Annotated in this window: 24 protein-coding genes; 15 read left to right on the forward strand and 9 right to left on the reverse strand. The window is 66.7% G+C overall.

From position 1 onward, the window contains the following. Window positions 1-18: 18 nt before the first annotated feature. Entirely contained in the window at window positions 19-2,829 is a 2,811-nt protein-coding gene (locus Q8T13_18050; protein MDP3719667.1) for a TonB-dependent receptor, read from the reverse strand. A gap of 299 nt (window positions 2,830-3,128) precedes the next feature. On the opposite strand from Q8T13_18050, the gene Q8T13_18055 reads away from it, so the two are divergent. Next, on the forward strand, window positions 3,129-3,602 hold the full coding sequence (locus tag Q8T13_18055) for a superoxide dismutase family protein (GenBank protein ID MDP3719668.1): 474 nt from the start codon (window positions 3,129-3,131) through the stop codon (window positions 3,600-3,602). 84 nt (window positions 3,603-3,686) lie between these two features. Here Q8T13_18055 and Q8T13_18060 read toward each other — a convergent pair whose 3' ends face one another. Further along, window positions 3,687-4,877 carry an MFS transporter gene (locus Q8T13_18060; GenBank protein ID MDP3719669.1) on the reverse strand — a complete coding sequence of 397 codons (1,191 nt, stop codon included), beginning with the start codon at window positions 4,875-4,877 and terminating at the stop codon, window positions 3,687-3,689. Beyond that, on the reverse strand, window positions 4,874-6,283 hold the full coding sequence (locus Q8T13_18065; GenBank protein MDP3719670.1) for an NAD(P)-binding domain-containing protein: 1,410 nt from the start codon (window positions 6,281-6,283) through the stop codon (window positions 4,874-4,876). Before Q8T13_18065 ends, Q8T13_18060 begins: the two co-directional genes overlap by 4 nt. A 213-nt stretch (window positions 6,284-6,496) precedes the next feature. Here Q8T13_18065 and Q8T13_18070 point away from each other — a divergent pair, with 213 nt between their 5' ends. From Q8T13_18070 to Q8T13_18090, 5 genes are read left to right on the forward strand one after another with little or no spacing between them, the layout of a single operon-like run. Next, on the forward strand, window positions 6,497-6,874 hold the full coding sequence (locus tag Q8T13_18070) for a metalloregulator ArsR/SmtB family transcription factor (GenBank protein MDP3719671.1): 378 nt from the start codon (window positions 6,497-6,499) through the stop codon (window positions 6,872-6,874). Beyond that, on the forward strand, window positions 6,871-7,269 hold the full coding sequence (locus Q8T13_18075; protein MDP3719672.1) for an arsenate reductase ArsC: 399 nt from the start codon (window positions 6,871-6,873) through the stop codon (window positions 7,267-7,269). The genes Q8T13_18070 and Q8T13_18075 overlap by 4 nt, the downstream gene beginning before the upstream one ends. Window positions 7,270-7,320: 51 nt before the next feature. Next, complete coding sequence (locus Q8T13_18080) at window positions 7,321-8,346, forward strand: hypothetical protein (protein ID MDP3719673.1); 1,026 nt, start codon at window positions 7,321-7,323, stop codon at window positions 8,344-8,346. 45 nt (window positions 8,347-8,391) lie between these two features. Continuing rightward, window positions 8,392-9,756: a DUF839 domain-containing protein gene (locus Q8T13_18085; protein MDP3719674.1), complete on the forward strand. Its 1,365-nt coding sequence runs from the start codon at window positions 8,392-8,394 to the stop codon at window positions 9,754-9,756. Window positions 9,757-9,789: 33 nt separating this feature from the next. Beyond that, on the forward strand, window positions 9,790-11,190 hold the full coding sequence (locus Q8T13_18090) for a DASS family sodium-coupled anion symporter (protein MDP3719675.1): 1,401 nt from the start codon (window positions 9,790-9,792) through the stop codon (window positions 11,188-11,190). Window positions 11,191-11,426: 236 nt separating this feature from the next. Here Q8T13_18090 and Q8T13_18095 read toward each other — a convergent pair whose 3' ends face one another. Further along, a complete protein-coding gene (locus Q8T13_18095) occupies window positions 11,427-11,948 on the reverse strand; it encodes a hypothetical protein (protein MDP3719676.1) in 522 nt (173 codons plus the stop codon). Between the two features lie 149 nt (window positions 11,949-12,097). Further along, window positions 12,098-12,829: a glycosyltransferase family 2 protein gene (locus Q8T13_18100; protein ID MDP3719677.1), complete on the reverse strand. Its 732-nt coding sequence runs from the start codon at window positions 12,827-12,829 to the stop codon at window positions 12,098-12,100. 268 nt (window positions 12,830-13,097) lie between these two features. Between Q8T13_18100 and Q8T13_18105 the strand changes: the two genes are divergently transcribed. Next, on the forward strand, window positions 13,098-13,874 hold the full coding sequence (locus tag Q8T13_18105) for a response regulator transcription factor (GenBank protein MDP3719678.1): 777 nt from the start codon (window positions 13,098-13,100) through the stop codon (window positions 13,872-13,874). Here Q8T13_18105 and Q8T13_18110 read toward each other — a convergent pair. From Q8T13_18110 to Q8T13_18125, 4 genes are all read right to left on the reverse strand, one after another. Next, the gene (locus tag Q8T13_18110; GenBank protein ID MDP3719679.1) at window positions 13,855-14,088 is read right to left on the reverse strand and encodes a hypothetical protein; all 234 of its coding nucleotides are present in this window, start codon (window positions 14,086-14,088) and stop codon (window positions 13,855-13,857) included. The genes Q8T13_18105 and Q8T13_18110 overlap by 20 nt on opposite strands. 89 nt (window positions 14,089-14,177) lie before the next feature. Next, entirely contained in the window at window positions 14,178-15,071 is an 894-nt protein-coding gene (locus Q8T13_18115) for a diacylglycerol kinase family lipid kinase (protein MDP3719680.1), read from the reverse strand. A 71-nt stretch (window positions 15,072-15,142) separates the two neighbouring features. Further along, on the reverse strand, window positions 15,143-15,655 hold the full coding sequence (gene sixA / locus Q8T13_18120; GenBank protein MDP3719681.1) for a phosphohistidine phosphatase SixA: 513 nt from the start codon (window positions 15,653-15,655) through the stop codon (window positions 15,143-15,145). Between the two features lie 12 nt (window positions 15,656-15,667). Continuing rightward, a complete protein-coding gene (locus tag Q8T13_18125) occupies window positions 15,668-16,555 on the reverse strand; it encodes a CHAD domain-containing protein (GenBank protein ID MDP3719682.1) in 888 nt (295 codons plus the stop codon). An 87-nt stretch (window positions 16,556-16,642) separates the two neighbouring features. Here Q8T13_18125 and Q8T13_18130 point away from each other — a divergent pair, with 87 nt between their 5' ends. Genes Q8T13_18130 through Q8T13_18165 form a run of 8 tightly spaced genes read left to right on the forward strand, consistent with a single transcriptional unit; the run spans window position 16,643 to window position 24,771 of the window. Further along, window positions 16,643-18,280, forward strand: a complete 1,638-nt coding sequence (locus Q8T13_18130) for a Ppx/GppA phosphatase family protein (GenBank protein MDP3719683.1) — start codon at window positions 16,643-16,645, stop codon at window positions 18,278-18,280. Between the two features lie 20 nt (window positions 18,281-18,300). Next, window positions 18,301-19,059, forward strand: a complete 759-nt coding sequence (locus Q8T13_18135; protein MDP3719684.1) for a transglycosylase domain-containing protein — start codon at window positions 18,301-18,303, stop codon at window positions 19,057-19,059. 57 nt (window positions 19,060-19,116) lie between these two features. Continuing rightward, window positions 19,117-20,139: a PstS family phosphate ABC transporter substrate-binding protein gene (locus Q8T13_18140; protein MDP3719685.1), complete on the forward strand. Its 1,023-nt coding sequence runs from the start codon at window positions 19,117-19,119 to the stop codon at window positions 20,137-20,139. A 9-nt stretch (window positions 20,140-20,148) separates the two neighbouring features. After that, complete coding sequence (pstC, locus tag Q8T13_18145; protein MDP3719686.1) at window positions 20,149-21,072, forward strand: phosphate ABC transporter permease subunit PstC; 924 nt, start codon at window positions 20,149-20,151, stop codon at window positions 21,070-21,072. Next, window positions 21,069-21,911, forward strand: a complete 843-nt coding sequence (pstA, locus tag Q8T13_18150) for a phosphate ABC transporter permease PstA (GenBank protein MDP3719687.1) — start codon at window positions 21,069-21,071, stop codon at window positions 21,909-21,911. The genes pstC and pstA overlap by 4 nt, the downstream gene beginning before the upstream one ends. Then, window positions 21,908-22,750 (forward strand): phosphate ABC transporter ATP-binding protein PstB, encoded by an 843-nt coding sequence (pstB, locus tag Q8T13_18155; GenBank protein MDP3719688.1) that lies wholly within the window; start codon window positions 21,908-21,910, stop codon window positions 22,748-22,750. Before pstA ends, pstB begins: the two co-directional genes overlap by 4 nt. Window positions 22,751-22,758: 8 nt before the next feature. Beyond that, window positions 22,759-23,433: a phosphate signaling complex protein PhoU gene (phoU, locus tag Q8T13_18160; GenBank protein MDP3719689.1), complete on the forward strand. Its 675-nt coding sequence runs from the start codon at window positions 22,759-22,761 to the stop codon at window positions 23,431-23,433. 54 nt (window positions 23,434-23,487) lie between these two features. Beyond that, window positions 23,488-24,771 carry a citrate synthase gene (locus Q8T13_18165; protein ID MDP3719690.1) on the forward strand — a complete coding sequence of 428 codons (1,284 nt, stop codon included), beginning with the start codon at window positions 23,488-23,490 and terminating at the stop codon, window positions 24,769-24,771. Window positions 24,772-24,803: the final 32 nt, after the last annotated feature.

Below are 24,803 nucleotides of genomic sequence, written 5' to 3' on the forward strand. Positions count from 1 at the left end.
CTGTGCGTATGCCATGGCCTAGAACACATCCACGCCGAACGAGAACCCATAGGTCTGTCCGAGCTTGTAGGAGCGCTGGCGCGAGCTGCCCTGGTTGAAGAGATATTCGGCGTCGGTCAGGTTCTCGACGCTGAAGCGCAGGTTGTAGCGCGAGCCGAAGCGCTGTAACAGCACCAGGTCCACGGTCGCGCGGCCCTGTTCGACGATGTCGGGCGCGCCGTTCGAGCCGACGTCCGAAATGCGGTCGCCGACGAAGTTGACCAGGCCGCGCACCGAGAACCCGCCGCGCGCGAACTCGCCGGTGAGGTTGAACAGGTTGTTCGACTGGCCGGCCAGCGACCGCTCGAGCGAGGTCTGCACCGTCTGCTGCTCGGGCAGCAGGGTGATTTTCGAGTCCACGTAGGTGTAGTTCGCGTTCATGAAGAAACCGCCGCCGAGCTCAAACGCGGTTTCGAACTCGAGGCCGAAGTTGCGGGCCTTGTCGGCGTTCTGGAACGTGGTAATCGGGTTGGCCGCCGCGATCACGACGCGCTCGATCGGCTGGTCGAAGTACTTGAAGAAGGTGCTCGCCGACACGATGCTGCGGCCGCCCGGGAAGAGTTCCCAGCGGGCGTCGACGTTCTGGATCAGCGCGCGCTTCAGGTTGGGATTGCCGCGCGTGGCTCGGCTGCCCACCACGTCGGTGAACTCGAACTCGGCCAGCTCGCGGAACTCGGGACGGTTCACCGTCGTGCTATAGCCCAGCCGGATGTTCTGCCGGGCGCCGACCGACTGCACGAAGTTGACCGACGGAAAAATGTCGGTGTTCTTGTTCTCGGCGGTGATGGTGCGCTGGAACAAGCCGAACGGGTCGAACGTGTTGACGGTCTGCTCGAAGTTTTCGACCCGGGCGCCGGCGATCAGGCGGCTGCGCGCCGACAGCGTCATGTCCATCATGCCGTAACCGGCCATGGTGGTCTGCTCGCCATTGTAGGCGTCGACCGGGCGGGTTTCCTCGTTGAAGCGAAACGCCGTGCCGATGTTGTTCGAGGTGTAGAGCTGCTCCGGCGTCTGGGTCAGGTCAACCGGCGACGCGCCGTCCTTGGTGGCCACGATCGGGATGAACCGGAAGCGGCGGGACGAGAAGTCGCGGGTCCGCTCAACGTAGTTGACGCCGAACTTGAACTGGGTCGGCCGGGCGCCGGTCGTTTTGAACGCCGCATAGTTGGCCGCCAGGTCGAGCGTCTCGTCGTCCAGTTCCTGGAACAGGCGGAAGCCGCTCTGCGATTCGTCGGCGAGGACCGGCCGGACCGCCGGGTTCGGCTCCAAGGTCCCTGACCGGAATGGCTGCTGATACAACGTCTCGCGCAGGTCCGGCTCGTCGCGGTTGGCGCGCGCCAGGTTCACCCGCCAGTCAATACGGCTGTTGGACGCACCCGGAAAAAAGTGGTCGCCGGAGAGAGCCGTTGACAACAGGCCCTCTTCGACGAAGGCCAGGCGCGAGTTGCGGTAGTAGAAGACGTTCTCGGTATTGGGCCCCTCGAAGGTGCGGCCCTCGTCCTTGCCGCTGTGGCTGTAGAAGTTCTCCAACGAGATCCGGTTGTTGGAGTTCATCTGGTACGCGAAGTTGGCCACCGCACCAATCTGTGCGCGCTGGGTGCCGTACTTCATGTCGTAGTCACTGACCGCCTCGAGCTCGTCGTCGTCGCCAATACGGTAGAACGCGCGCTGTTCCTCGACGTACTGCTCCTTGTACGACTGCGTGAAGCTGGTCACCACGCCGACCTTGCCGAAGCGATTGCCGAACACCGCGCCCCAGTTCTGGCCGGGCGCGCCATCCGCCGCCGTGGGGCTCCACGTATTCCCCAGCTGCCGGCCGTACTCGGTAATCTGTTCCGGCGTGTAGCCGACGTCAGGGGTGTAGATGCCGCGCCGGACCACTTTGTTGCCGGGAATGCCGCCCGGCAGCGCCCGCAGCCCGTTGTCGAAACCGAGGAAGTCACGCCCGTTGAGCGGGCTCAGCGGAATCGACTTGCCGGTCGCGGTCGAGTAGCCACTCAGGCCATACGAAAACGACATCACGGCGCGGCTCGGGAACTTGAGGGGGTTGATCTGCACCAGGCCGCCGGCGAACTCGGCCGAGCGATCCGGCGAGTACGACTTGCTGACCTGCACGCTGTCGAGCAGGCCGGCCGGGAACAGGTCCAGCGGCACGACCTTCTTGTCGGGTTCGGTCGTCGGCAGCGTCGAACCCGAGAGCGTGGTGTTGCTGTAGCGCTCGCCCAGGCCGCGGACGAACACATACTGGTTGTCAACCACCGACAGCCCGGTGACGCGCGACATCGCCGCGGCCGCGTCGGAGTCGGCGTTCTTCTTCATTTCCTGCGAGCCCAGGTTGTCGGTGATGACCGGCGCCGCCTTGCGCTCAACCATCTGCGCTTCGGCCGACGAGGTCACCGCGCCGAGGAACGCGTCGGCCGTGACGGTCACGGTTTCGGCGAACCGGCTCATCTGCAGGGCGACGTTGGCGTCGATCACGCGCGCGCCGGCCGGCACCACGACCTTGATCACCTGGGTGTCGTAACCCTCCATCGCGACCTTGATCTCGTGGGTGCCCGGAGGCAACTCGAACAGGAAGCGGCCGTCCACGTCGGTATAGACCGTCGCGGCACCCGCCACTTCAACCGGAATGCCCGGTAACGTGATGTTGTTGGATTCGTCCTTGACGATACCCGTCACGCGCACTTTGCGGGCCGTCGTGGCCTGGGACGCCTGTTCGGCGGCCGCGAGAGCGACCGGGCTGGACAGCAACAGGCCGATTAGGGCCGCCGCGCCTACATTTCGATTCATACACCCCTCAACATGGACTCGGGAAGACTCGCCACACAGGACCGTCGATGGGCCTGGCGGCAACCTGCTCAGGTTAGACAGGGGGCATGAATCGCGAATGACGGGTGTGTTACAACCGGGTTAAACGATCGCCGGCAGGGCGGCGCAAACGGGCCCCGGCCGGGCTGGCTGGCGGCGAGTGTGCGATTATGGACGGGGGCGTGACCGGCCCGGTGCCGGCCCCCGCGAACTACGGCGAACACGTTTCTCGAGGATCACTAATGACCCGGACACTTTCAGCACTTGCAATCGCATCACTCATGACGTTGGGCCTGTCGGCGCAAGGCATGAAGCACGTCGACCTCAAGGACGCCAAGGGCGCGGCGGTCGGCATGGCCATGATTTCAGCCGCCAAGGACGGCGGCATCTCGATCGAACTCGACGTGAAGGGCCTGACGCCCGGCGAGCACGCCATTCACATCCACCAGATTCCCAAGTGCGAAGGGCCGGCCTTCCTGAGCGCCGGACCGCATTTCAACCCGGCCGGCAAGAAGCACGGCTTGCAGAGCCCCGACGGCCCGCACGCCGGCGACATGATGAACTTCACCGTGGCGGCGAACGGCACGGCCAAGGCCACCATCTCCAACAAGGCCGTGACGATGGCTGATGGCGCCAATTCGATTTACGCCAACGGCGGCACGGCGCTGATGATTCACGCCGCGGCCGACGACATGAAGTCGGATCCGGGCGGCGCGGCCGGCGACCGGATCGCGTGCGGCGTGATCGTCAAGTAACAAGTAATACCGACGGGAGGACACCTCTCGTCGGGAGGGCACCGCTTGTCGGGGGGCAATCCTTGTCGGGATTGCCTCCCGATTCTATTTTCGGCGCCATCTCCCGGACAACGCCACCAGCACGGCCACCATCAAGGCCGCGAGAATCCCGAATACCACGCCGTAACCCGTAACGCCGGCCAGCGCCGCCGCCGCCACCGGCCCGGCCGCGCGTGCCAGTTGTTGCGGACGGGCGAACACGCCGTTCATCTCACCGGCGCGGTCCTGGCCATAGAACACCAGCACGAGGTACGGCCTCGCGACGGTCGCCAATCCCGAACCACACGCAAACAGCGCCACACCGCCGGCAATGGGCGCGAACGAGTCTGACGCCGCGAGGACCAACAGCCCTGCGACCTGCAAGCCAACGCTCGTGGCCAGCAATGCCCGTGGGCTGATGGCGCCGGTGCGTCGGGCAAACAGAAGCCGGCCAGGCAGTTGCATGATGCCGAAGACGCCGCCGAGCGCTGCCGCCGCCCTCGGCAGCAGCCCGCGATCCACCAAGGCCGGAACCAGGTTGGTCGCGAGGGCGGCCCCGGCGAAACTCGAGACGGTGAAGATCGCGATCAGTGCTGCCTGCTTGCCCGCCGTAGCGCGCAGCGCGAAGGTGGGACGGGAAGGCACATCCTGTCGGGAGGGCAAGCTCTGTCGGGAGGGTGCCACTGGTCGGGAGGGTGCGTTGCCTGCGAACACCAAACGGTGGACCGCGACGGTCGCGATTGCGAGCAGTGCGGCCAGGATGCCGACCGCCGGACGCCAGCCCAGGCCATCGACCAGTGCGCCAGTCAGGGGCAGGAACACCGTGCTGGCGAGGCCGCCGAAGACGGTGATCGTGGCGATGGCGCGCAGGCGATCGCCGGCGTCGGCCACGGCTTTGCCGACCATACCGAAGATGGGCTCGTAGAGCACGGCGGCCATGCAGACGCCGAGCGCGGCCCAGATCAGGTACGAAAGCACGACGTTCGGCACGAGCGCCCACACCGCGAGCAGGGCCGCCGCGGCGAGGCCACCGGCCTGCACCACGAACGGACCCTGCCCGCGATCGACGAGCCTGCCGACCGGCGGTGACGCCACCGCCGACACCAACAGCGCCACCGAGAACGCACCGACCACCACCCAGCGCGCGACGCCAAGTTCGCGCTCGACTGGGACGACCAGGACGCCAAAGGCGTAATACAACACGCCCCAGCTCACGCACTGGCCGAGGCCGGTGGCCCAGACCTCGCGGCGGGTCATGTGCGGGCGAGCGCGCCGATCTGCAGCAACTCCGGCGGCTCCGGCTGTGTGCCGCAGCCACACCCGCTCAGACCCGCCATCTTCGCGTCGGCGTCCTTCACGCAGCAGGCGTCCACTTCGGCCGGGGCCGGCCCGTCGCAGCAGCCCGCCGCGCCGTCGGCGAGGGTGGTGTTGCACACACCGGTTTCCGGCAGCTCGAGCTCGACGCGAGCAGCCGCCGCGAAGTCGCCCGAAAGTTGAGCGACGACCGATCGGGCCTGCTCGAAGCCGGTCGCCAGCAGGAACGTCGGTGCACGGCCGTAGCTCTTCATCCCGATGACGAAGAAATCCCTCTCGGGATGCGCCAGTTCGGTCGCGCCGTGCGGGCGGACGCTGCCACAACTGTGCTCGTTCGGATCGATCAGCGGCCCGAGCGCCGACGTGCATTCGAGCCAGGGATCCATGCCGATCCGGACTTCGCTCAGCATGGCCAGGTCCGGCCGGAAGCCCGTGCACACGATCATCTCGTCGGCATGGACCGTGAACTCGACCCCGCGACGCGCGCCCGTGATCGCCAGTCCGCCACCAGTGCGGGCAATGGCACGAATGCGATACGGACTGAGCACCGTCAATTGCCCGGCTTCGACGGCTCGCTTCGCGCGCGCACCGAGCGCTCCGCGCGCCTCGAGTTGATCTGCCGCCCCGCCGCCCCACACCGTCTCCAGGTTCTCGCGCCGCATCACCCAGGTCACGTCAGTCCCCGGCGCCTGTGCCGCGAGCGTCAGCAAGTCGAGCACGACGTTGAACGCCGAGTGTCCGCTGCCGACAACCATTACCTTCTTGCCCGCATAGCGGGCTCGGGCGGCGCCGGCAACATCGGGAATGCCGTAGGCAATGCGATCGGCGTTGTCACGCTCCCCAGGCACCGCCAGGCCGCTCGACCCGGCCGGGTTGGGATGGCGCCAGGTCCCGCTGGCGTCAATCACCGCGCGGGCTTCGATCACCTCGCCCGATTCGAGATGCACCTCGAACGGTTGCTCGTCGCGGCCCTTCGTGCGGACCTTGTCGAAGTCTTTGCGGCCGATGGCCGTGACCCGCGCGTTCAGCCGCACATGCGGCGCAATCGCCGGATGACGCCCGAGCGGCGCCACGTAGCGGTCCACCAGTTCGTTACCGGTCGGCAGGGCCTCGTCTGGCGGCGCCTGCCACCCGGTGGCTTCAAGGAGGCGTCGCGCCTCCCGGTCGGCGGTGTAGCGCCACGGCGAAAACATCGCCACGTGGCCCCACTCGCGAATGGCGGCGCCCACTTCCCCACCGGCTTCGAGCACGATGAAGGGCTGGCGCCGGGACAGCAGGTGCGCCGCCGCCGTGAGGCCCACCGGGCCTGCGCCGACAATTGCGACTGGTAGTTGCGGACTCGCGTTCATCTCTTCGCTCGCTTTCGCCGCACCTGGCGGGAAGGGGTTACGTGTCGGGAGGACAATCCTTGTCGGGAGGACAATGCTTGTCGGGAGAAGTCAGGTTCTGATCCCGACAAGAGGTTCCCTCCCGTCAAGAAGTGCCGCCCCGTCAAGAATTGTCGTCCCGTCATATTCGGTTTAGCGAATATATGGATCGATGATATATTTGTCAACACGAATATGTCAGCCCCCTGCTGCTCGGCCAAACCGGCGCCGAAAGTGAAGGATCTCGAGGCCTTGACCGGCGTCTATGCAGCGCTGGCGGACTCGACCCGCCTGCGCATTCTCGCGCTGCTGCGCGACGGCGAGGTCTGCGTGTGCGACATCCACGCCAGCCTTGACGTGCCGCAGCCCACCGCGTCGCGCCACCTCGCCTACCTGCGCAAGGCCGGCCTGGTCGATGCCAGGCGTGATGGCACCTGGATGCACTATCGGCTGACGCCGATCGACAACCCGGTCGTGGCTGCCGTGGTCGATGCGGCGCTGCATGCCCTGTCGCATACCGCCGCCAGCGTGACCGACGAGCGGCGCCTGCAGGTGGCGCGCAAGGCCTCGTGATCACCGTCCTGTTCGCGTGCGTGCACAACGCCGGCCGGTCGCAGATCGCGGCGGCCCTGTTCAACCGCGCCGCCGATCCGGTCAAGGCTCGCGCGATTTCCGCCGGCACGCAGCCGGCCGATCGCGTCCATCCGGAAGTGGTGGCGGTGATGGGCGAGATGGGCATTGACCTGTCGGCCGAGCAGCCGCAGAAGTTCACCGAGACACTCGCCGCACAGGCGCAATGGCTCATCACGATGGGTTGCGGTGACGAGTGTCCCGTGGTTCCGGGGACGCGAAGAGACGATTGGCCGCTCCCCGATCCCAAGGGCCAACCACCCGCGATCGTGCGCAACATCGTCGACGACATCGACCGGAGAGTGCGGGCGCTGGTCCAGGCCAACGGCTGGCCGTAGGGGGCCACTGGAAGGGCTCGCGGTTACCTACCAGTGGTACAAGACCAGGTCATGGCGATCTTGTTAATCAGGGTGATGGCGTGCGCGGTCGCAATCTCCGCGTTGTTCGGCGCCGGCGAGCAACCCGCGCCGGCCGGCGCGGCCTTCGGCGGCCGCACCCTGCTGCATGCCCACAATTGTTATCCGGAAAAAGGCCAGTGGCAGGATCGCCTCGACCGCGCGCTCGCGACCGGCGCCTCTCCGTTGGCGATTGAACAGGACCTCGCGTGGGCGCCCGCGGCCGGCGGCCGCCCCGGGCAGCCGGTGGTGTCGCACGACACCGACCTCACCGGTTCTGAACCGTCCCTCGAGCAGCACTTCTTCGCGCGCATCCGGCCCTTGATGGAGCGCGCGCTCGCCGACAATCAGCGCGACCGGTGGCCGCTCGTGGTCCTCCACCTCGATTTCAAGTCGCATGAACCCGAACTTCACCAGGCCGTGTGGACTTTGCTCGCGCGTCATCGCGCGTGGTTGACGACGGCGGAGCGGGTAGCCGATGGGAGCCGCGTCATGCCCCTGTCGCGGGGGCCGCTGCTGGTGCTGACCGAGAACGGCGACGGCCAGGAGGCGGCGTTTTCGACGCGCGTTCCGGCCGGCGAGCGGTTGCTGATCTTCGGCACCACGCCGGGTCATGGGTTGGCCCTGCCGGATGATCCCGAGGCCCGCGCAGAACGGCTGGCCACTGCCCCGCCCGCATCGCTCGTGCCGTGGCCGGCGACCAACTACCGCCGCTGGACCAACTTCGCCTGGAACGTCGTCGAGCGCGGCGGCCAGGCCGGCGCCGGCCCGTGGAGCACGGAGGATGCCGCGCGGCTGGCCGCCATCGTGGGGCGTGCGCACGAACTGGGCCTGTGGGTTCGCTTCTACACCCTCAACGGCCACGATGCGGCAGCCAACCAGGGTTGGACGAACAGCTACAATTTCGGCTCGGTCGCGGCGGTACGGCCGCGCTGGCAGGCCGCGATCGCAGCCGGCGTGGACTTCGTCGCCACCGATCAGTACGAGGAGTTCGCCGCGCTGCTGCCGGTCCGTCAGTGATAGCGTCACTACGCTGTAACGTAAGACCGCTAAGCTGGACAGACCATGACCACCCCCCGTCGAGAGTTTCTTTATAAGGCTGCGCTGCTCGGCGGCGCCGCCGTGACCGCGCCGCTCGAAGCGCTCGTGCAGCAGTCCGGCGTGGGCCGGTTGGTGGCCGATGACCCAGGCTACGGTCCCTTGCGGCCGGTCACCGACGAAACGACCGGCGTGCCGATGCTGCAGCTTCCCGAGGGCTTCCGCTATCGATCGTTTGGCTGGACCGGCGATCCCCTGGACTCCGGCGTGCGGACGCCCGGCGGTCACGACGGGATGGCGGCCTTCCCAGGGGCCAACGGCACCGTCGTCTTGATCCGCAACCACGAGCTGTCGCCCGGCATCGCGTTCGATCCAGCCATTGCCTACGACGCACAGGCAGGCGGCGGCACGACCAACATCACGTTCGACCCAGCCACGGGACTGATGACGAGCGCGCGCACCAGCCTCGCCGGCACGCTTCGCAACTGCGCCGGCGGCATGACGCCCTGGAACAGCTGGCTCACGTGCGAAGAGACGACGCTTGGCCCCGAGGACAACCCGGCCCTCCAGTTCAAGCACGGTTATGTGTTCGACGTCCCGGTCGACGGCCGGCCGACCATGGAACCGCTGGTGGCGATGGGACGCTTCGTGCATGAAGCCGTCGCGGTGGATCCAGAGTCCGGCATCATTTACGAAACTGAGGACCAGCGCCGATCGGGGCTCTATCGGTTCACGCCGCGGTCGCCAAGGCGGCTTGCCGACGGCGGAAAGTTGCAGATGCTGGCCCTCGATGGCCGCCCGCGCGCCGACCTGCGCCTTAACCAGCGCGCTGGGGTCTCCCTCGGCATTCACTGGGTGGACATCGATCAGCCCGACAAGGCGCACGCCGACACGGCCGCCCGCAATGGCGGGGGCGTGTTCGCGCAGGGCTTTGAAAAGGGTGGCGCCATTTTCGGCCGGCTCGAGGGCGCGTGGTTCAGTGATGGCCGCGTGTTCGTCACCAGCACCGACGGCGGCAACGCAAAGATGGGCCAAGTGTGGGAGCTGGACATTCGCAACCAGGCCATCCGCTTGATCTACGAGTCGCCGGGCGCCGAAGTGCTCAACATGCCCGACAACCTGGTCGTCAGCCCGCGCGGCGGACTGGTGTTGTGCGAGGACGGCACCGCCAATCCGTGCGTGCATGGCCTGACCCGTGACGGAAAGATCGTCCGGTTCGCCCGCAACAACATGGTGCTGAACGGCGAGCGCAATGGCTTCGCCGGCGATTTCCGCAATCGCGAGTTTGCCGGCGCCACCTTCAGCCCCGATGGCCGTTGGCTGTTTCTCAACATCCAAACTCCGGGGCTCACGCTGGCCATCACCGGCCCTTGGGAGCGCGGAATTCTCTAGGAGCGGCTCGAGTCCGAGTAGAATTCAGCGCAAATGTCGCGCACTCGCGGTTTGGCCGCGCTGGTCCTGCTCTACTTCGTTCTCGGCCACTTGATTCCTCCGCCGGAGACCATCACGCCGCAAGGCTGGCGGCAAACTGCGATCTTCATCACCGTGATCGCCGGCATGGTCACCGAACCCTTACCGGCGTCGGCCCTCGTGTTGATGGGCCTCACCGCCATGGCTGCCAACGGCATCCCCATGCGCGACGTGCTGGGCGGGTTCGCGCAGCCGTCGGTGTGGCTGGTGATCATCGCCATGCTGATCGCCAAGGTGATGCTCGACTGCGGCCTCGCCCGTCGCATTGCCCTGTTGTTCGTCCGCGCGGTCGGCCGCACCTCGCTCGGCGTGGCCTACGCGCTGCAGATGACCGACGTCACGCTCGCCTCGGGCGTGCCGTCGATCACGGCGCGCAGCGCCGGCATGATCCTGCCGATCGCCCGCAGCATCGCGGAGTTGTTTGATTCGCGTCCCGGCCCCACCGGCAAGCGCCTGGGCGGCTTCCTGATCGCCGCGATGTACCAAGGCTCCGCGGTCGCGTGCGCGATGTTCCTCACCGGGCAGGCCAGCAACCTGCTCGGCGCCGACCTGGCGCTGAAGCTCGTCAACGTCGAGGTGACGTGGGTCAGCTGGTTCGTGGCGGCCATCGTGCCCGGCCTGCTGTCGTGCGCGGTCGTGCCGTGGATTGCCTATCGGCTGCTCAAGCCCGAGGTCACCACCACGCCCGAAGCGCCAATCTTTGCCGCCGGCGAGCTCAAGAAGATGGGCCCCCTCAGCCGCGACGAGTGGGTCACGCTGCTCGTGTTCGTCGGCGTCGGGCTGATGTGGATCACCTCGGCGTGGCATCGGCTGGACGTCACGTTCGTGGCCATGGTGGGCATTGGCGTGCTGCTGGCGACGGGCACGCTCACGTGGCACGCGGCCGCGAGCGAGCGCGCCGCCTGGGACGTGTTCGTCTGGTACGGCGGCATGTTGCAAATGGGCGACCTGCTGAACCGGACCGGCTCGACGCGCGTGCTGGCCGAGAACGTCGCGGGCCTCTTCGCCGGCATCCCGTGGGTGGTCGTGTTCATCGGGATCCTGATCATCTACTTCTACGCGCACTACTTCTTCGCCAGCATCACGGCCCACCTGCTGGCCATGTTCCCGCCGTTTGTCGCAGTGATGATCGGCATTGGCGTCCCGCCGCAATTGGCGGTCTACAGCCTGCTGTGCACGGCCAACCTCACCGCCGGCCTCACCCACTACGGTACGACGACGGGCCCGATCCTGTTTGGGGTGGGCTACGTGTCGCGCGGCGACTGGTGGAAGGTAGGCTTCTTCACGTCGGTCGCCAACATCGTGATCTGGCTGACGGCGGGCGCCGCGTGGTGGAAGTGGCTGGGATTCTGGTAGGCGCGCGCTTTCAGCGCGCGTAGGGCTCGCGCCTCCGGCGCTCGTCGGGGTCGCTCGCTCCGCTCGCGTCCTGGGGCTTGACGCTCCGCGCCTTGTGGGGGTGGCTCTGTTCGCTAAGAGGTACTCCCCTACGAGCGGCGAAGCCGCGAGCCCTACGATGGCGCGCAGCGCCGAGCCCGACGAGTGGCGCAGCCACGAGCCCCACCGCGCCCGAAGGGCGCGGCCCCCGCCGACGCCTACGCGGCGAGCACGCCCGCCACTCGCGAAGCTTCGGCGGGCTCTGCGGTGTGCGAGTCGCCACCACCAAGCAGATGCTTGCCGGTGGCGCGGGCCAGGCACATCGCGGTGCGATTCTGCGACGGCAACCGCGTGCCGTTGATCACCTCGAGCCCGTCGACCCACGGCAGGACGGCCGCGAGGTGGGCGGCGGTCAGCGGCCCGTTGATGCCGGAGGCCACGTGGTTGAGTGAGGTGTAGATGCCTTCGCGACCGAGGTACGGCATCAACTGGCGCACGTCCTGCCGCAGACGCTGGATCTCGTCGTGCTGGGCCGGCGTGATGTCGAGAACGTTGAGGTGCACGCACAGGTCCACATCCGTGAACTCTGCCGTGACCTCACAGCCCACCAGCACATCCGGCTGGTGAGCAATGTCGAGGGCGCCGCTGACCTGGTCGTGGTCGGTGACCGTGACCAGATCCATGCCGCGCCGTTTCGCGGTGTCATACACGCCCTGGGGCGTGTTGTAACACTCGCGCATGAAGTGATTAAAGGGGAACACCGTGGCGTCGCCTGAGTGAAATGTGTGGACATGTGTATCAAGCCTCACCGCTCACCTCCCATTGCTTCACGCAGTGTCGCAAGGGCAAATGGCAAAACCGTGGCGATCACATCTCCAATACGCAACATTTAGGGGCGCACATCCAGATGCACCGTATCCTTGGGGCGGTGATGAAGCAGTTCTGACACGAAGTTGCGCACATACAACCGGAACACCGCGCCCTTCCCCATCGCGTTGTAGCGTCTTGCCGAGGTATAGAGGAAGCAGTCGTAGCGCAGTTCCACGCGCCCGACGCGCGACAAGCGGCGGCCCAGGTTGGTGTCTTCGCCGTGGAACTCGATCGAGGTGTCGAAGCCGCCGATGAGTTCAAGCGCCTCGCGACGCACTGCGAAGTTGCCGCCGTAGAACACCACGCCAATTCGCAGCACGTACTTGACGAGAATGTGCGTGGCCGGGCCCAACGTGAAGTCGTACGCCCGCAACAGCGCACGGCCCCACCAGTCCCAATCGTAGAATCGGTAGTTCCCCGACAGCGCGATCAGGCTGGCATCGCCGCGGAATCGGCGCTCGATGCGCTCGAGCCACCTGTGCGGCGCCCGGCAATCGGCATCGACATAGACCAGCACATCGCCGGTCGCCTCCTGCCGGCCGCGCTCGCGCGCGATCACCAGGCCCTCGCGAGGTTCGTCAACCACGCGCACGCTGGCAATGGCGCGGGCGACGGCGCCCGTGCGATCGGAGCTCGCGTTGTCGATCACGATGATGTCGTCGGGGGGCCGGCTCTGCGATAGCAGCGACTGCAGGCACGGCGCAAGGTAGTGCTCTTCGTTATAGGCGCAGACGATGACGCTGATGGTCACTCTGGAGGCACAGGTTACGGGACCGCCGTGACGGGACGATCACGGACGCGTGACGGACCGGTTAATCCCCACGAAGACGCGAAGCGCCGAGCCCTACGATGGCGGCGCAGCCGCCGAGCCCCACGAGCGCCGACTTGTCCCGCCGTAGCCTTGGCGAAGGTGGAAGGCGCGAGCCCCAACCGTTACCCAGAATTAACGCCCCCGTCACCGGCCGGAAACCTGCACTGACTACTGTGGGAGTGTCCTCATGCAGGCAAAGGAACGCCGGATGCAACAGAACAGCTTGGTACGTGCCGATCAACCCTCGTCTTCGCCACGCCCCAGAGTCTCGGGCAGTCCCGGGGGCAATCCCAAGACGCGCGTCCTGGTCGTGGAGGATGAAAAGGACATCTCGGGCCTGATCAAGCACACCCTCGAGCGCAGCGGCGATACCATTGTCGAGATCGCCGCCAGCGGCGACCAGGCGCTCAAGCTGGCCAGCGAGCAGCAAGTCGACCTGATCATCCTCGACCTCAACCTGCCGGTACTGGGAGGCCTCGAAGTCTGCCGCCTGCTGCGGACGCGGCCGGGCACCGCCAAGACCCCGATCATCATGCTGACGGCGCGCAGCAGCGAGAGCGACCGCGTGGTCGGCCTCGACGCGGGTGCCGACGACTACGTCACCAAGCCCTTTAGTCCCCGCGAACTCTCAGCCCGCGTGCGTGCGGTATTACGCCGCGGCCGTCCCGAAGAGGCCGGTCCGCCGCCGATCTACCGCGGCGAGCACCTGGTGGCCGACTTTGATGCGGTATCCATTGCCGTGGATGGCGTGTCGGTGCGGTTGACGCGGCGCGAGTTCGAACTGCTGCGCCACCTGGTCGAGAACAAGAACCGCGTGCTGTCGCGAGATCGCCTGCTGGAACGAGTGTGGGGCTACGATCGGATGATCGAAACGCGTTCGGTGGACGTCCACGTCGGCCGCCTGCGCGGCAAGCTGGGCGCCGCCGGCAAGCAGATCGAAACCGTGGTCGGGCTGGGCTACCGGTTTATTGAGTCTGAGAAGTAGCGGCGACTTCGACCCAGCCCTTGGTGCGAAGCTCGTCCAGCTCGCTCGCGATCGAACGCTTGGCGCGTTCGACGCGGTGCCAGTCCTGATAGTGCGCCTGGCGCACCACCTCGCTATCGCGTTCCTCTTTCACGACCCAGCCCTCATCAGTCACCGAAATCGAGTAGTGGCGCGTGTGATCGAGAAACTGCAGTTTCTTGGTGAAGGCGTCCATTACTCCTCGATGGTGGCTCGAACGGACGCTGCGCTGGTGTAAATTCTTCGCGACAAGTCCTCGGTCAAATGAGATAACTCGCTGAGCCATCAGGACTTAACTCGCACGACCAGCGTTCGCGGACGGGTGCGTAACTGGATCGTTTTCGACCCGCGGCGCGGTTCTCCGTCCACGTGAAACCAGATGTCGCTGTCCGACGAAATGGCCGCCTGCGCGGCCGTGCGCATCAACACGCTCTCGTCGGCTTTCAAGGTGCCGTTGAAAAACGCGGGGATGCGCGACGCCATCCCGATCAGTGAAAGCGGCCTCACCAAGACGACGTCGATCTGACCGTCGTCGAGAAGCGCGTGTGGAGCAATCTGCGCGCCGTTGCCGTACTGCCGCGAGTTGGCAAGCGCCACGAACAACGCGGGCGACGCCATCGGCGCGGCCTCGCTCTCCGGAAACGTGATCGCGTAGTCGCGTGCCCGATAGGCTGGCAGTTCGCTCATCGTGGCGACCACATACCCCAGCAGGCCCCGGCGAGCACCCGGCAGGGCCATGCGATTGGCGATGCTGGCATCCAGCCCAATACCGGCGACGTTGAAGAACAGCGAGCCGTCCAGCTCGCCCGCATCGATCGAGCGAGTCGTGCCCGTGGCTGCCACCTCGAAGGCCGCAGCCGCATCGAGTGGCACGCCGAGGTCCCGCGCCAATCCGTTGCCCGATCCACCGGGGATGATCGCCATCGCGACCGGTGAGCCTGCCAGGCCGGCACCGACACCATTGACCGTGCCGTCGCCACCCCACGCCGCCACCAGAGTGTGGCCGGCACTGACCGCCGCCGCGGCAAACCGCTGCGCATCGTCCGGACCGGTGGTGATGTGGACGTCAACTTCGAATCCCGCGCGGCCGAGCGACTCGCGGGCGAGCGCAGCGCAAGCGTCCAGCGTGCGCGACCGGCCAGGGCCCGCGATTGGGTTGACGACGACGGTCGCCTTCATGGCCACAGATTCCACCGAGTCGCCTTCACAGCCACAGATTCCACCGATTAGGCACAGAGTCCTGACGGGGGTTAGCGAGCGAGGGCGCGGAGGGTCCGCGGCGTGAGGTGCCAGCGCAACGTGCCGGGCCCTCCTGGCGTCGCGCCGTCCAGGTCGATGGCGCACACGGCGCCCTTCTTGAACTGGATGATGCCGCGGGCGCCCAGGAGGCGGGCCGCCAGTTCGCCGAGATCCGGCTCGTGCCCGACCAGGGCGAGGCGGCGATGTCGCTTCGCCGCGTGGGTCTTAATCGCCTCGAGGATCGCCTGGTGCCGCCCGCCCGGAGCCAGTGCCGCCACTTCGGCAATGGCCGGCTTCGGCTTCAGTCCCGCAGCCAGCAGGGTGGCGGTGTCGCGCGCGCGGACCAGCGGGCTGGTCAGCACAAAATCGATCACGACATCCAGTTCGAGCAAGCCCGGCACCGAAGACGCGAATTTCCTGACGCCCTCAGGGGTCAGCGGCCGCAGGGTATCGTCGGGGTACTTCGGTCCACGCTCGGCGGCCAGGCCGTGGCGGACGAGGTACAGCTCAATGGTGGCGGCCATGGATGTTCCGGTTCAGGCCGCCGTCGCGCGAAATTGCCCGGCGGAGTCGACGACCGACTCGCACAGTTTCAACAGCGACGGCCTGGCGTGCATGTAGGCGGCGTGCCCCTCGCGGCACTCGTCCTCGAGCACGCGGATCAGCGCATCCAGTTCGGCCATGCTGCGGCGGTTGCGGGCCGGCAGCGATGCCTGGACGGTGCGCGTGCTCTCGATCAGGATCTCGAGGTCGTGCATGCGGCCCAACAGGTCCTGTTGGGTCTTCAGGCGGTTGAGGTGCAGTCGCGATCGCGAGCGCGCCAGCTCGCGCTGGATCTCGAGCGCGTAGCGCAGCTTTTTGGCCTCGATCCGGACCCGATGCAGCCGTTCGGCGAGGTAGATGCCGCCGGCGCGGATGATCGCGGCGCGCAACCGGCGGGCGCGCTTGCCGGCCTGGGCCAAGGCGTGGGCGACGGCATCGCCCGGCACCCCTGATCGCGTTTCCGGCGCCGCGACATCGACCAGGCGCTTGCGCAGCTTGTCGAGGCGCGACGGCGTGATCTCGTCGAGCATGTCGCGGCGGCGCTTCAGCCGTTCGGCGGTCACCGCCTCGCGCACGCGGCCAATCGCCGCCGCCGGGGCCACGCCGCGGCCTTCCAGTTCGGTCAGCAGCTGCAACGACACGTCCAACTCGCGCACCGGGCCAAGGGCCCGGGTAATGCGGCGGACGCGGCGATGGACGCGGTCGAGTGCATCGGCGTCGGCGCTCGCGCCCAGCATGGGCAGGGCGCCGCGCAGCCGGCGGGAGGCGACGCGCGCCTGGTGCACCGAGGTCTCGTCGCCCGACTGCGCAGCCGGCATCGCCGCCAGCAGCGAGATCAGGCGCTGGCGGAGAATCGCGACGGAGAGGGCGGAGGGCGCCATGCTAGGATCAGCGCCGATTATACCCTTCGACTCGGGATTCGGGCCGTTCCGCCCGAATCCCTCGCTCAGGGCAAGCCCAGTCCCTATATGCGACTAGCCGCCATCGATATCGGTACCAACTCGGTCCACATGATCGTGGTGCGCGTACGGCCGGATTTCTCGTTCGAGGTCGTGGACCGCGAGAAGGAAATGGTCCGGCTGGGCGCCGGCGGCCTGGACGGCAAGAAGATGACGCCGGAATCGATGAACGCCGCGCTGCAGGCGCTGTCGAAGTTCCAGCGGCTGGCGACCTCCCACCAGGTGGACGAGATTCTCGCCGTGGCGACCAGCGCGACGCGCGAGGCCGAAAACGGCGGCGCGTTCCTCAAGGCCATCGAGCGCAAGACCGGCATTCGCGCGCGGTTGATTACGGGCACCGAAGAGGCCCGGTTGATCCACCTGGCCGCGGTCTACGGCGTCGACACGCCGAAGCCGGCGGTGGTGATCGACATCGGCGGCGGCAGCGTGGAGATCACGCGCGGCAGCGGCCGCGAAATCGAGTTCGCGCGCAGCTTCAAGATGGGCGTGATCCGGCTGACAGAGCGCTACGTGGACTCCGACCCCATCTCCAGCCGCGACGAACGCAAGATGGTCGAGTTCATCAGCGAGCAGGCCGACCGCTATCTCGAGACCATCGTTGAAGCGGGTTACGACCGCGTCATCGGCACCTCCGGCACCATCCTGTCGCTCGGTACGGTCGCGACCGCCATCGATCGCGGCGCCGTGCCCACCGAGATTCGCAACCTGCGTGTGCCCGCCAAGAGCCTGCGCAAGCTGCGCAAGTCCGCGATCGACATGGACCTCGAAGAGCGGATGCACCTCCCCGGCCTCGACCCGCGACGCGCCGACCTGATGGTGGCCGGGGCAATCCTGCTCGACACCATCCTGCGGCGGCTCGGCGCCGAGGAGATCACGCTCTGCGACCTCGCGCTGCGCGAAGGCGTGCTGCTCGATTACATCCACGGCCATCGCAAGCACATCACCCGCATCGATCGGTACCCGGACGTGCGGCGCCGGTCGGTGATCGAGCTGGCGGAACGCTGCAGCTGGGAAGGCGAACACTCGCGCCAGGTGGCGGCGCTGGCGCTGACGATGTTCGACCTGACCAAGCGCATTCATGGGCTGGGCGACCGGGAGCGGGAGTGGCTGGAGTATGCCGGCTTCCTGCACGACATCGGCAACCACATCAGCTACGAGAAGCACCATCGCCACTCGTACTACCTGATCAAGAACGGCGACCTGCGGGGCTTCGAACCGGACGAGATCGACATCATCGCGCTGGTGACGCGCTATCACCGCCGCGCCACGCCCAAGGACCACCACATCGGCCAGCAGGACCTGAACAAGGGCCAGCGCCGCGCGGTCGAGGTGCTGTCGGCGTTCTTGCGCCTGGCCGAAACGCTGGACCGCAGCCGCCACGGCGTCATTCGCGGGCTCGAAATGCGCGAACGGCTCGGCCAGTTGCGCATCAAGGTGCAGGCGCTCGGCGACGCCGAGCTGGAAGTGTGGGCGGCGCACAAGCAGGCCAAGGCGCTCGAAGAAGTGCTCGACCGCAAGATCCGGATTGAGAAGGTCCCCTACCGCAAGGGACTGAAGTCGGTGGCGACCGAGTTGACGCGGCAGCGGCTCGCGCCGACCGGCCGTCCGCGCAGCGTGCCGCCCGGCGCCGCCAAGTCTCGCAAATAACTTTGTGATATAAAGATTATGTGACTCCGACCGCCCGGCGCACCCTGATCGGCCTGGGCGGCGCCGGCGTCGGGATCTCGCTGTTGCTCGCCAGCTACCTGTCGCTCGGCCTCTGGTTCGCGCCTCCGTGGCCGGCCCCGGCCCCCAACGGCACCGTCACGCCGCTGGCCGGCGAGGCTCTGTGGGCCCGCGCCGAAGGCGGCGCCGCGACCGATCTCAATCCCTTCCGCCCCCTCAACCTGGCTCAGCTGCTCGTGTGCATCGCCCAGGCGGAGACCGCGGACGATCCGGATCTGCAGGCCGACGCCCAGGCTGCCTGCCGGACCCGGCACATGCCGGCGTTTGGTGCCGTGGTCCACCTCTCCCGGGAACACGTGCGCGCCGCAGGCCATGCGGAACCCGGCTTCCGCGAGGGTCACGCGCGGTTTGTGACCACGATCTGGCTGGCGCGATCGTGGACGAAGGCCGAGCTTCTGGCCACGCTGGCCGAGCGCGCGGAGTTTGGCATGGGCTTGCGCGGCCTGGAGGCGGCCGCGCACGGGTACTTCGGGCGGCCGGCGGCTGATCTAAGCCTGCCCCAGGTGGCGATGGTGGCGGCCCTGGCCGGCGATGTCGCCATCGACCCGTGGTGCGAGCCGGCCGAGGCAGCCGGCCTGCGGCATCGCATCCTCGAGCGCATGCGCGACAACCTGGCCATCGACGAGCAGGCGTTCCTGGCGGCCGACCGCAGCGACCTCGACCTTAGCGAGCGGTCCGATTCGGCGTGCCCAGGCCGTTAACACGGATTTAACACGCCAGAAACTGCCGCGAAACCCACAACGCGTACGCTATGGACCATGTTGTTGTCCCTGTTTCGTCGCATTCTGCCCGTTGTGCTTTTGATCGCTACGCTGGCCGCCTGTGGCGGTGGTTCCGGCGGCGGAGGCTCGGCGCTCGTGACGCTCGACGGGTCCAGCACGGTTTTTCCCATTGGCGAAGCCGTCGCGGAGGAATTTCAGAAGGCCAACCAGGGCATCAACGTGACCGTGGGTATCTCCGGCACCGGTGGCGGCTTCAAGAAGTTCTGCCGCGCCGAAATCGACATTGCCAACGCCTCGCGGCCGATCAGCGCCAGTGAAGTTGAGGCCTGCCGTCAGTCCGGCGTCGAGTTCATCGAGATGCCGGTGGCGTACGACGGCATTGCCATCGCGGTGCACCCGACGGCAAGCTGGGTGGACAAGATCACGGTCGCCGAGCTGAAGACACTCTTTGCCCCAGAGTCGCAGGGAAAAATCAAACGGTGGAACCAGGTCCGGTCCTCGTGGCCCGACCGTGAAATCCACCTGTTTGGCGCCGGCGTCGATTCAGGCACCTTCGATTACTTCACCGAAGCCATCATGGGCACGGCCAAGGCCAGCCGCGGCGACTTCACCTCGAGCGAAGACGACAACGTGCTGGTGCAGGGCGTCAGCAGCGATGAACTCGCGCTCGGCTTCCTGCCGTTTGCATACTACGAAGAGAACGCCGCGCGGCTGAAGCTGGTACCAGTGGACGATGAAAAGGCCGATAACGGCGCCGGGCCGATCCTGGCGTCGCCCGTCACCATCAAGGACGGCACGTACCAGCCGCTGTCGCGGCCGGTGTTCATCTACGTCGCCAAGAAGGCCGCCGACCGCCCCGAAGTACAGCGATTCATCGAGTTCTACATGCAGAATGCCGAAGAGCTGGTCCGTGAGGTGAACTACGTGGGCCTCGGCCCCGAGATCTACGGCCTGGTCACCGACCGGTTCGCCAAGCGCATCACCGGCTCGGCGTTTTCGGGCCAGCACACCGTGGGCGTGACCATCGATCAGCTGCTCAGCAAGGAACGCGCGCAGTAGCGCGGCCGCATGTCCACCCCGACGCTCGCCTCTCGAAAAACTCGGGGCGCCCTGAGCCTGCCGAAGGGCGAATGGATCATCGAGCGGGTGCTGTTCCTGTGCGCAGCGCTCTCAGTACTCACGACCGGCGGCATCATCGCCGTCCTCGCGATTGAAACGTTCGAGTTTCTGCGCGAGGTGCCGCTCATCGACTTCCTGACCGGCACCGAGTGGACACCGCTGTTCTCGAGTAAGAAATTCGGGGTCCTGCCACTGGTCGTCGGCACCATGCTGGTGTCGAGCATCGCGATGGTGGTGGCGCTGCCCATGGGCCTGCTGTCGGCCATCTACCTCAGCGAGTACGCGCCAAGCGGCTTCCGGCGCGTCATCAAGCCGGTGCTCGAAATCCTGGCCGGCGTGCCGACGGTCGTCTACGGCTACTTTGCCCTCACGTTCGTGACGCCACTGCTGCAGCAGATCTTTCCCACCCTGTCGGGCTTCAACGCGCTCAGCCCGGGCCTGGTCATGGGCCTGATGATCCTGCCGCTGGTCTCGTCGCTGTCGGAGGATGCGATGCGCGCCGTGCCGCAGGGCCTGCGCGAGGGCTCCTATGCCCTCGGCGCCACGCGCATGCAGACCGCCCTCAAGGTGGTCGTCCCGGCCGCCTTCTCGGGCATCACCGCCGCCTTCATCCTGGCGGTGTCGCGGGCCATAGGCGAGACGATGATCGTCGCCATTGCCGCCGGCCAGCAGCCGCGCCTCACCGGCAACCCCTTCGTCCCGATCGAAACCATGACCGCCTACATCGTCCAGGTGTCGCTCGGCGACACGCCGCAGGGGACGATTGAATACCGGACGATCTTCGCGGTCGGCATGCTGCTGTTCCTGATGACCTTCTCGCTCAACCTGATCAGCACCTGGCTGCGCGAGCGGTTCCGCGAGGAATACGCATGAGGAAGCACGCCGATGTGATCTTCCAGTTCGTGTCGCTCGGCGCGTTGCTGGTCGCGCTGGCGGCGCTGGCGGCGCTGGTGTTCAACATCGTCTCGGACGGCGGCGGGCGCCTGAGCTTCCAGTTCCTGACCAGCATCGCGTCGCGCAACGCTGAGGACGCGGGCGTCTATCACGCGCTGATGGGCAGCATCTGGGTGATCGCGCTGACCGGTGCCATGGCGTTGCCGGCCGGCGTCGCCGCGGCGATCTATCTCGAAGAGTACGGCTCGCGCAGCCGGGTGGCGCGCTTCATCGAACTGAACATCTCGAACCTCGCGGCGGTGCCGTCGATTATCTACGGCCTGCTCGGCCTCGGGCTGTTCGTCCGCCTCATGGGCATGGGCCAGAGCGTCTTGGCGGGCGCCTCGACCCTGGCGCTGCTGGCGCTGCCGGTGGTGATCATGTCCACCCGCGAGGCGCTGCGCACGGTGCCCAGCTCGATTCGCGAAGGCTCCTACGCGCTCGGCGCCACCAAGTGGCAGACCATCTGGAACCAGGTGCTGCCCATGGCCATGCCGGGCGTGCTGACCGGCCTGATCCTGGCGCTGTCGCGCGCGATCGGTGAAACCGCCCCGCTCATCACCATTGGCGCCCTCACGTACATCCCGTTCGCGCCCGACGGGATCTGGTCGAAGTTCACCGTGCTGCCCATCCAGATCTTCAACTGGGTGTCGCGGCCACAACCCGAGTTCAAGGCGAACGCCGCCGCTGCTATTCTGGTGCTTATGGTCCTGCTGCTCTCGATGAACGCGATCGCCATTATCGTGCGCGACCGCCAACAGCGCCGGGGGCGCATATGAACGCCACCACCAATCGCGCCGTGCCGGCCAGCCTGGCCGGGGTGGCCGCCCGGCCCGGGCAGGGCGCCGGCAGCCTCGATCAACCGGTCAAGATCGGCGTGGAGGGCCTGAACTTCTACTACGGGCCGAAGCGCGCGCTCGACGGCATTTCGATCGAGATCCGGTCGAACCTCGTGACGGCGTTCATCGGGCCGTCGGGCTGCGGCAAGAGCACGTTCCTGCGCACGCTCAACCGGATGAACGACATCATCCCGATGACGCGCGTCGAGGGCACGGTGCTGATCGACGGCGAATCGATCTATGACGCGGGCGTTGACGTCGTGCACCTGCGCCGCAAGGTCGGCATGGTGTTCCAGAAGTCGAACCCGTTCCCGAAGTCGATCTTCGAGAACGTGGCCTACGGCCTGCGCATCAACGGCCTGGTCAAGTCCAAGGCCGAGCTGGCCGACCGCGTCGAAGAGAGCCTGCGGCAGGCCGCCATCTGGGACGAGGTCAAGGACCGCCTCCACGACTCGGCGCTGGCGCTGTCGGGCGGCCAGCAGCAGCGGCTGTGCATCGCGCGCGCGCTCGCCATCAGGCCCGAAATTCTGCTGATGGACGAACCGGCGTCGGCGCTCGACCCGATCGCGACCCAGCGCATCGAAGAGCTGATCTACGAGCTCAAAAAGCAGTACACAATCGTCATCGTGACGCATAACATGCAGCAGGCCGCGCGGGTCTCCGACTTCACGGCCTTTTTCTGGCTCGGCCGGCTGGTCGAGTACGACCGAACCGACCGGATCTTCACGGCGCCGGCGGAGAAACTCACCGAGGACTACGTCACAGGCAGGTGCGGCTGATGGAGCGCGTGTTTCGACACTTCCAGGACGATCTCGATGCCCTCAAGCAGCGCCTGCTGGCCATGGGCGGCCTGGCCGAGGAACGGGTGCGCGAGTCGGTCCGCGGCCTGATGGACCGCGACCTCGCCGCGCTCGACGCCGTGCTCGCCGGCGACCAGCCCATCAACGACCTGCACATCGAGATCGACGATCGCTGCTTCAAGCTGCTGGCCTTGCACCAGCCGATGGCGAACGACCTGCGCGTGATTGTCGCCGTCGTCAAGATCAACACCGACCTGGAACGGGTCGGCGACCTGGCGGTCAACATCGCCGAGGCCGGCAAGCGCTACCTGCGGCACGCCCCGGTCAAGCCGCTGATCGACATCCCGCGCATGGGCGAGCTGGCGCAGTCGATGTTGCGCGATGCGCTCGATGCGTTTGTCCGCCGCGACATCGCCCTGGCCGAAGCCGTCCTGGCCCAGGACGACATCGTCGACGGGCTCAAGTCCCAGATTTTCCGGGAACTGCTCACCTACATGCTGGCCGACCCAGCCACCATCGAGCCGGCGCTGGACCTGATCCTGATTTCCCGCCACCTCGAGCGCATTGGCGACCATGCGACCAACGTGGCCGAGGACGTCATCTTCATCCTGTCGGCCAAGGACGTGCGCCACACCGGGGCCGGCCCGGCCAGGACCGAGTAGAACTCTCTCCGTGACGGCAATGGGCGGGTGATCTAGAATGATCGGGATCACCCTATGCCTGAAACGCTGTCCATTACCGACAACCGGACCGGGAAGACCTACGACATCCCGATCACGGAAGGCGCTGTCCGCGCCACTGACCTGAAGAAAATCACAACCGGCGGCGAGGATCCGGGGTTGTGTACCTACGACCCGGCGTTCATGAACACCGCGGCGTGCAAGAGCAAAATCACCTTCATCGACGGCGACAAGGGCATCCTGATGTACCGGGGATACCCCATCGAACAGCTCGCCGAGAGCAGCACCTATCTCGAGACGGCGTACCTGATTCTCTACGGCGAACTGCCGAACAAGAGCCAGCTCGAGGCGTGGAACCACCAGATCACGATGCACACGATGGTGCACGAGAACATCAAGAAGTTCATGGAGGGCTTTACCTACGATGCCCACCCCATGGGCGTGTTCATCAGCACCGTCGGCGCCATGTCGACGTTCTACCCGGATGGCAAGCTGATCTTCGACGCGCAATCGCGGCAGAAGCAGATCCTCCGCCTGATCGCCAAGACGCCGACCGTGGCCGCCTACGCCTATCGCCACAGCACCGGCCGGCCGTACGTCTACCCCGACAACGACCTCAGCTTCACCGGCAACTTCCTGAACATGCTGTTCAAGATGACCGAGGTGAAGTACACGCCGAACAAGGCGCTCGAGCGCGCGCTCGACGTGCTGTTCATCCTGCACGCCGACCACGAGCAGAACTGCTCGACCAGCGCCATGCGGGCGATCGGCAGTTCGAACGTGGACCCGTTCTCGGCCCTGGCCGGGGCGGCCGCGGCACTGTATGGCCCGCTGCACGGCGGCGCCAACGAAGCCGTGCTGCGCATGCTCAAGGAGATCGGCTCGGTCGAGCACATCCCCGCCTTCATCAAGAAGGTCAAGGCCGGCGACGGCCGGCTGATGGGCTTCGGCCACCGCGTCTACAAGTCGTACGACCCGCGGGCCAAGATCATCAAGAAGACCGCCTACGAGGTGTTCGAGGTCACGGGCAAGAACCCGTTGCTCGACATCGCGCTCGAACTGGAGCGGATCGCGCTCGAGGACGAGTACTTCGTCAGCCGCAAGCTCTACCCGAACGTCGACTTCTACTCCGGGCTGATCTACCAGGCCATGGGGTTCCCCGTCGAGATGTTCGCGGTGCTGTTTGCGATTGCCCGCACGGTGGGCTGGGTCGCGCAGTGGGAAGAGATGCTGCTCGACCCGGAAACCAAGATCGCGCGCCCCAAGCAGATCTACGAGGGCGCCTCGACGCGGGACTACGTCCCCATGTCGAAGCGATGATCTCGTGATCTGGTGATCTAGCGAGCTGGTGA

The sequence above is a fragment of the Acidobacteriota bacterium genome, from assembly GCA_030697165.1.
GTDB lineage: Bacteria > Acidobacteriota > Vicinamibacteria > Vicinamibacterales > UBA2999 > 12-FULL-67-14b.